Source organism: Acrocarpospora sp. B8E8, assembly GCF_039871605.1.
Taxonomy (GTDB): domain Bacteria; phylum Actinomycetota; class Actinomycetes; order Streptosporangiales; family Streptosporangiaceae; genus Acrocarpospora; species Acrocarpospora macrocephala.
The window spans coordinates 92315-99715 of sequence record NZ_JBDPLV010000041.1 but is presented as its reverse complement, the minus strand read 5'-3'; the positions used below and the strand labels follow the sequence as shown (position 1 = coordinate 99715).

The 7401-nt window shown below is 70.2% G+C and carries 6 protein-coding genes; 4 read left to right on the top strand and 2 right to left on the bottom strand.

The window, feature by feature from the left end:
* Window positions 1–307: 307 nt before the first annotated feature.
* A complete protein-coding gene (locus tag ABGB08_RS33125; RefSeq protein ID WP_347598368.1) occupies window positions 308–2233 on the top strand; it encodes a fumarate reductase/succinate dehydrogenase flavoprotein subunit in 1926 nt (641 codons plus the stop codon).
* On the top strand, window positions 2230–2982 hold the full coding sequence (locus ABGB08_RS33120) for a succinate dehydrogenase/fumarate reductase iron-sulfur subunit (RefSeq protein WP_347598365.1): 753 nt from the start codon (window positions 2230–2232) through the stop codon (window positions 2980–2982). Before ABGB08_RS33125 ends, ABGB08_RS33120 begins: the two co-directional genes overlap by 4 nt.
* A gap of 64 nt (window positions 2983–3046) precedes the next feature.
* Here the strand turns inward: ABGB08_RS33120 and ABGB08_RS33115 are convergent, their stop codons facing one another.
* Window positions 3047–3601: a Clp protease N-terminal domain-containing protein gene (locus ABGB08_RS33115; RefSeq protein WP_347598362.1), complete on the bottom strand. Its 555-nt coding sequence runs from the start codon at window positions 3599–3601 to the stop codon at window positions 3047–3049.
* Window positions 3601–3834, bottom strand: coding sequence for an RNA polymerase subunit sigma-70 (locus ABGB08_RS33110; RefSeq protein ID WP_155347118.1), 234 nt, complete (start codon window positions 3832–3834; stop codon window positions 3601–3603). The genes ABGB08_RS33115 and ABGB08_RS33110 overlap by 1 nt, the downstream gene beginning before the upstream one ends.
* A gap of 130 nt (window positions 3835–3964) precedes the next feature.
* On the opposite strand from ABGB08_RS33110, the gene ABGB08_RS33105 reads away from it, so the two are divergent.
* Window positions 3965–5653: an ABC transporter ATP-binding protein gene (locus ABGB08_RS33105; protein ID WP_347598358.1), complete on the top strand. Its 1689-nt coding sequence runs from the start codon at window positions 3965–3967 to the stop codon at window positions 5651–5653.
* Entirely contained in the window at window positions 5653–7392 is a 1740-nt protein-coding gene (locus ABGB08_RS33100) for an ABC transporter ATP-binding protein (protein ID WP_347598355.1), read from the top strand. Before ABGB08_RS33105 ends, ABGB08_RS33100 begins: the two co-directional genes overlap by 1 nt.
* Window positions 7393–7401: the final 9 nt, after the last annotated feature.

Here is a 7401-nt window from a genome sequence, read left to right as displayed (position 1 = left end):
TAGACCTGCTTGGACTTGGCGACGGACTCGTTCCAGACCCACCGGCAGCGCGCCCACTCGGCTTCCAGCGCGGCAAGCGCGGCCTGGGACACACGCAACCGGTAGGTGTACCGAGCGTGCCCGGCATCCCCCGCCTGCGACCTCGACCCCGCCTGCGACCTCGACATGGTCAGCAACCTATCGGGAAGGACCGACAAACTTTGATGTGCGCTTGGCGCCCACGGCTGTCCTGGCTTCGCCGGGCCGCCCCCAGCGGGGTCCGAATTTCTCCCGGTCCTGAAGGACCGGGCTTCCTCCGGAGGTCTCGGTGAACTATCGCGAAGGCGAGCCGATTCGCGACACCAAGGCCCCTGAAGGGCCGATCGAGGAGCGTTGGGAGAAGCGTAAGTTCGCGGCGCGGCTGGTCAACCCCGCCAACAAGCGCAAGCTCAGCGTGATCGTGGTTGGCACCGGCCTGGCCGGGGGTTCGGCGGCGGCCACCCTCGGGGAGCTGGGCTACCAGGTCACCGCGTTCTGCTACCAGGACTCGCCCCGGCGGGCGCACTCGATCGCGGCGCAGGGCGGCATCAACGCGGCCAAGAACTACCGGGGCGACGGCGACTCGATCTACCGGCTGTTCTACGACACCGTGAAGGGCGGCGACTTCCGGGCTCGGGAGTCCAACGTCTACCGGCTGGCGCAGGTCAGCGTGAACATCATCGACCAGGCGGTGGCGCAGGGCGTGCCGTTCGCCCGCGAGTACGGCGGCCTGCTGGACACCCGGTCGTTCGGTGGCGCCCAGGTTTCCCGTACGTTCTATGCCCGGGGGCAGACGGGGCAGCAGCTGTTGCTCGGCGCGTACCAGGCGCTGGAGCGCCAGATCGCCGCCGGGACGGTCACCATGCACGCCCGGCACGAGATGCTGGAGCTCATCGTCAGCGACGGCCGGGCCCGCGGCGTCGTGGTCCGCGACATGGTCACCGGCGAGATCGAGAGCCACCTGGCCGACGCCGTCGTCCTGGCCACCGGCGGGTACGGCAACGTGTTCTTCCTGTCCACCAACGCCAAGGGCTGCAACACCACCGCGATCTGGCGCGCCCACCGCAAGGGCGCCCTGTTCGCCAACCCCTGCTACACCCAGATCCACCCGACCTGCATCCCGGTCTCCGGCGAATACCAGTCCAAACTCACGCTGATGTCGGAGTCGCTGCGCAACGACGGCCGCGTCTGGGTGCCGCTGCGGAAGGGCGACACGCGCCCGCCCGCCGCGATCCCCGACGACGAGCGCGATTACTACCTTGAGCGGATATATCCGGCTTTCGGGAACCTGGTTCCCCGGGACATCGCCTCCCGCGCCGCCAAGAACGTCTGCGACGAGGGCCGCGGCGTCGGGCCCGGCGGGCTCGGCGTCTACCTGGACTTCGCCGACGCCATCACCCGCCTCGGGCGCGAGGCCGTCGAGGAGAAGTACGGCAACCTCTTCGAGATGTACGAACGCATCACCGGCGAGGATCCGTACGCCCAGCCGATGCGCATCTACCCCGCCGTCCACTACACGATGGGCGGCCTGTGGGTCGACTACGACCTGCAGTCCACCGTCCCCGGCCTGTTCGTCGTCGGGGAGGCAAACTTCTCCGACCATGGGGCGAACCGGCTGGGCGCGTCCGCGCTGATGCAGGGCCTGGCCGACGGCTACTTCGTGCTGCCCGCGACGATCGGCGACTACCTGGCCGACGCGCGCGACTTCGGGCCGGTGAACGAGGTCAGCGTGGCGGAGGCCGAGATCGCGGTGCGGGATCGGATCCACCGGCTGCTGTCGGTGGACGGGGACAGGACCGCTGACTCCTACCATCGCGAGCTGGGCAAGCTCATGTGGGATTACTGCGGGATGGAACGCACGGAGGCGTCGCTGACCAAGGCTTTGGAGCGCATTCCAGAGCTGCGGGAGGAGTTCTGGCGGAACGTCAAGGTCTCCGGTACGAACGAGGAGCTCAACCAGGCGCTGGAGCGGGCCGGGCGGGTGGCCGATTTCTTCGACCTGGCTGAGCTGATGTGCCTGGACGCGCTGCACCGCACCGAATCCTGCGGCGGCCACTTCCGGGCCGAATCCCAGGACGCCGACGGGGAGGCCCTCCGTGACGACGAACATTTCGCTTATGTCGCGGCTTGGGAGCACACCCTGGAAGGCCCGGTGCTGCACCGGGAGGACTTGGCGTACGAGTACGTCACGATGAGCCAGCGGAGCTACAAGTGAACCTCACCCTCAAGATCTGGCGCCAGCACAGCCCCGACGAACCCGGCGAGATGGTGAAATATCACGTCAAAGGTGTGTCGCCGGATATGTCGTTCCTGGAGATGCTGGATGTGCTCAACGAGGGGCTGATCCTGGCCGGGGACGATCCGGTGGCGTTCGATCACGATTGTCGCGAGGGCATCTGCGGCATGTGCGGCATGGTGATCAACGGGGTCGCGCACGGCGAGCAGAAGGCCACCACCACCTGCCAGCTGCACATGCGCCACTTCAAGGACGGCGACCTTAAGGATGGTGACGTCGTCACCATCGAACCCTGGCGGGCCGCGCCGTTCCCGGTGATCAAGGATCTGGTGGTCGACCGGTCGGCGTTCGACCGGATCATTCAGGCCGGGGGATTCGTGTCGGTTCCGGCGGGGGCGGCGCCGGACGCGCATGCCGTACCGGTGCCGAAGGACGACGCGGACGACGCGTTCGACGCGGCGACCTGCATCGGGTGCGGCGCCTGCGTGGCGGCCTGCCCGAACGGCTCCGCGTCGCTGTTCACCGGCGCCAAGATCACCCATCTGGGGTCGCTGCCGCAGGGCCGGCCCGAGCGCGCGTCTCGGGCCAAGGCCATGGTCGAGCAGATGGACCTGGAAGGATTCGGCGGGTGCACCAACACCGGGGAGTGCACGGCGGTCTGCCCGAAGGGCATCTCGCTGGACGTCATCGCCCGGATGAACGCGGACTTCCTGAAGGCGTCTCGTTAGTAATTACCGCGGCAGTGAGTCGCCTGGTCGGCGCTATGCGGCTGACTATGGGACGGGTTTCTGGTTAAGCGGGCCTGGCGCGCAAGGTCTCCGCGATCGCGCTCGGGTTGAGGCCGCGTTCGACGAGGATCTGCATGGCCAGGCCGCTGCCCTCCCGGATCAGGCCGAGCAGCATGTGCGTCGTGTTGATCTCCTTGCTCTTGAGCGCGAGAGCCTCCCGGAGCGAGAGCTCCAGGGCCTTCTTGGCCTTCGCCGACCAGGACAGGTGCCGCCCGCTGACCAGCGCGCCGCGCCTGGTCCGGTATGGCGCGCGGTCGAGCGAGCCGGGGCCGAAGCTGGCCTCGATCTTCTCCCGGACCGCGTCCAGGTCGATGCCGAGCGTGCCGAGCAGGTCGGCGTCCAGCTCCTCGCCGGAGGGCCGCTGGATCCAGGCCCTGATGGCGGCCTCGGCCTCGGCGTGATCGATGCCCCGCAGGGCTATCGCGGGGGGTGACTCCGGGTCGGCCAGCAGGGCGAGCAGCACGTGCTCGGTGCCGATGAAGCGGTGCCCCAGCCGCCGGGCCTCCACCTGGGCCTGGACGACCACCTGGTGGGCCTCCGGGGTGAATCGTTCGAACATCACTTCTCCCGTCTCAACAGGCCGCGGCCCCCGGCGTACTTCTTGTGCACGGCCTGCCTGCTCACGTCCAGGAGCACCGCGATGTCCTGCCAGGACCAGCCCTGGTCCCGGGCGTTCTCCACCTGGAGCGCCTCCAGGCGGTCGACCAGGATCCGCAGGGCGCGAACGGCCCGCAGCCCCACGGCCGGATCTCTGCTGCTGGCGTCACTGGCCAGCTGCGCTGTCTCATTCATGTATGTCAATGTAGGTTGACATATGGGGATATGTCAACCCTGGTTGACGGTGCAAGATCTGTGCGAATCCGCGCCACGACGGGAAAATCATTTGCTGATTGACCTGCGGACTTGCGAGTCTTTGGGGGTCATGCGCGCCTTACCCGTGCCCGATCCCGGCACTCCAGACACCCGCAGCCCGTCCCGGTACCTGTGGTGGACCATGCGTACCCAGTGGCGGCCGCTGGTCATCGGCATCGGTTTCGCGATCCTCTGGTGGCTCGGGCAGGCGCTGGTGCCGTACGTGATCGGCGCGGCCGTCAACGCCTTCACGGCCAAGGACAGTGGCGCCCTGGTGCGCTGGTCGGTCGTGCTGCTCGGGCTCGGCGGGGTGCAGGCGGTCTCGGGTGTGCTGCGCCACCGGTTCGCGGTGATCACCTGGCTGAGCGCCGCCTACCGCACCGTCCAGGTCACCGGCCGCCAGGCCACCCGGCTGGGCGCGACCCTGCCCAAACGCCTGTCCACCGGCGAGGTGGTCAGCGTCGGCAACTCCGACATCGCCTCCATCGGCAACGCCCTGGACATCATGCTGCGCGGCAGCGGCGCGCTGGTGGCCATCGCCGTGGTGACCGTGATCCTGCTGTCCAGCTCGCTGCCGCTCGGCCTGATGGTGCTGATCGGCGTGCCGGTCATGGTCGCCGCCGTGGCCCCGCTGCTGAAACCCCTGCACCACCGCCAGCAACGCCAGCGCGACCTGTACGGCGACATGGCCACCCGAGCCGCGGACATCGTGGTCGGCCTGCGCGTGCTGCGCGGCATCGGCGGCGAGCAGGTCTTCGCCGACCGATATCGGGAGGAGTCCCAGCGAACCCGCCAGGCCGGCGTCCGGGTCGCCTCGATGGAATCGCTGCTGGAGGGCATGCAGATCCTGCTCCCCGGCCTGCTGGTGGCCGCCGTCACCTGGCTGGGCGCGCGCTTCGCCCTCGACGGCCAGATCAGCGGCGGTGACCTGGTCGCCTTCTACGGCTACGCGGTCTTCCTGATCGCCCCGCTGCGCACCCTCACCGAGGCCGCCGACAAGCTGACCAAAGGCCATGTGGCCGCCCGCCGGGTCTGCCGGATCCTGAACCTGGACCCGGAGATCACCGGCGGCGCGCTCGCCGTCCCGGACGGGCCGCTGGCCGACCGGGAGTCCGGCGTGGTCGTCCGGCCCGGCCTGCTGATCGCGCTGGCCGCCGCCGACGCCGAGGACGCCATCGCCATCGCCGACCGGCTCGGCCACTACACCCCCGGCGACGTCACCCTGGACGGCATGCCGGTCGCCGATCTCGACTTCGCCGCGCTGCGCGGACGTGTCCTGGTCGCCGACAACGCCGCCAAACTCTTCTCCGGACGCCTCCGCGACGAGCTCGACGTGCGCGGCGCCGCCCGCGACGACGACCTCGCCAGGGCCCTGCACACCGCGTGCGCGCTGGACATCGTCGAGGCCCTGCCCGACGGCCTGGACACCGAGATCGCCGAGGCGGGCCGGGAGTTCTCCGGCGGCCAGCAGCAGCGGCTCCGGCTGGTCCGGGCGCTGCTGGCCGACCCGGAGATCCTGATCCTGGTCGAGCCCACCAGCGCGGTGGACGCGCACACCGAGGCCAGGATCGCCGAACGTCTGGGCAAGGCCAGGGCGGGCCGCACCACGCTGGTGTGCACCACCAGCCCGCTGGTCCTGGACCGGGCCGACCTCGTGCTCTACGTGGCCGACGGCCAGGTCAGGTCCGAGGGCACCCACCGGGAGCTGCTCCAGGCCGACCCCGGCTACCGATCGACCGTCACCCGAGGGGAGGACTGATGGCGCGCCAGATCCTGCCCGTCGCGGACCGGGCGCAGGTGCGCGCCTACGCGCGGCGGCTGACCCTGAAATACCCCCGGCAGCTGGGCGGGGCGCTGGGCCTGCACGTGCTGGCCGCGATCTCCGGCCTGGCCGGTCCCGTGGTGCTCGGCAACCTGGTCCAGGCGGTCTCCGAGGGCACCTCCATCGAGCTGGACACACTGGTCCTGGCCTTCGCCGGTTTCATGATCGCCCAGGCGGTGCTGACCAGATTCGCCGTGTACGCCTCCTCCGCCCTGGGCGAGCGGGTCCTGGCCGAGCTCCGCGAGGAGTTCGTCGACCAGGTGCTCGCGCTGCCGCTGTCCACCGTCGAGCGGGCGGGCTCCGGCGACCTCATCACCCGTACCTCCCGGGACGTGGACGCGCTGTCCCGCACGGTCAGGCAGGCCGTGCCGGAGACCCTGATCGCGGTCGTCACCGGTGTCTTCATGCTGGGCGGCCTGCTGATCGTCGCGCCCCTGCTGTCGCTGCCCTCGCTGGTCGCCGTACCGCTGCTGTGGATCTCCACGCGGTGGTACCTGAAGCGTGCCAGGGACGGCTACCTCCGCGAGAACGCCGCCTACGCCGACATGACCGAGGGCCTGGCCGAGACCGTGGAGGGCGCCCGCACGGTGGAGGCCCTGGGCCTGCGCGAACGCCGCCGGGCCAGGACCGACACCGACATCGCCCGCTCGTTCGCGGCCGAACGTTACACCCTGGGCCTGCGCATGGTCTGGTTCCCCGCTGTGGAACTCGGCTACGTGATCCCCATCGTCGCCACCGCCCTGGTCGGCGGCCTCCTCTACATCGAGGGCTGGGTGACGATCGCCCAGACCACCACCGCCATCCTCTACATCCAGCAGCTCATCGACCCGCTCGACCGGCTGCTCTCCTGGATCGACGAGCTCCAGGTCGGCGGCGCGTCCATGGCCCGCCTGCTCGGCGTGGCCAACGTCAGCGACGACCGCGTCGCCACCGGCGTCCAGGCCGACGGTGAGGACCTGCGCGCCACCGGCGTCCGGTACGCCTACCGCGACGGCCACGACGTCCTGCACGGCATCGACCTGGACATCAGGCCCGGCGAACGCCTGGCAATGGTCGGTCCGTCCGGCGCTGGCAAATCCACCCTGGGCCGCCTGCTGGCCGGGATCCACCCCCCGCGCACCGGCGCGGTCACCGTGGGCGGCGCTCCCCTGGTGGAGCTGCCGCTGGACGAGCTGCGCGGCCACGTCGCCCTGGTCACCCAGGAGCACCACGTGTTCCGGGGCACCCTGCGGGACAACGTGCTGATCGCCCGCCCCGACGCCACCGACGAGGAGGTGCGCCGGGTGCTGGAGGCGGTGGACGCCTGGGAGTGGGTCTCGGCCATGGGCCTGGACACCGTGGTCGGCTCCGGCGGCGCGGCCGTCTCCCCGGCACACGCCCAGCAGCTGGCGCTGGCCCGGCTGGTCCTGGCCGACCCGCACACGCTGGTCCTGGACGAGGCCACCTCCCTCATCGACCCGCGCGCCGCCCGCAACCTGGAACGCTCGCTGGCCGCCGTACTGGACGGCCGGACCGTGATCGCCATCGCCCACCGGCTTTACACCGCCCACGACGCCGACCGGGTGGCCGTGGTCGAGGACGGCCTGATCAGCGAGCTGGGCTCCCACCACGAACTGGTCGCCGCGAAGGGCGCCTACGCCGCACTCTGGGACAGCTGGCACGGCAAGTCGCGCTGAGACTCTCTA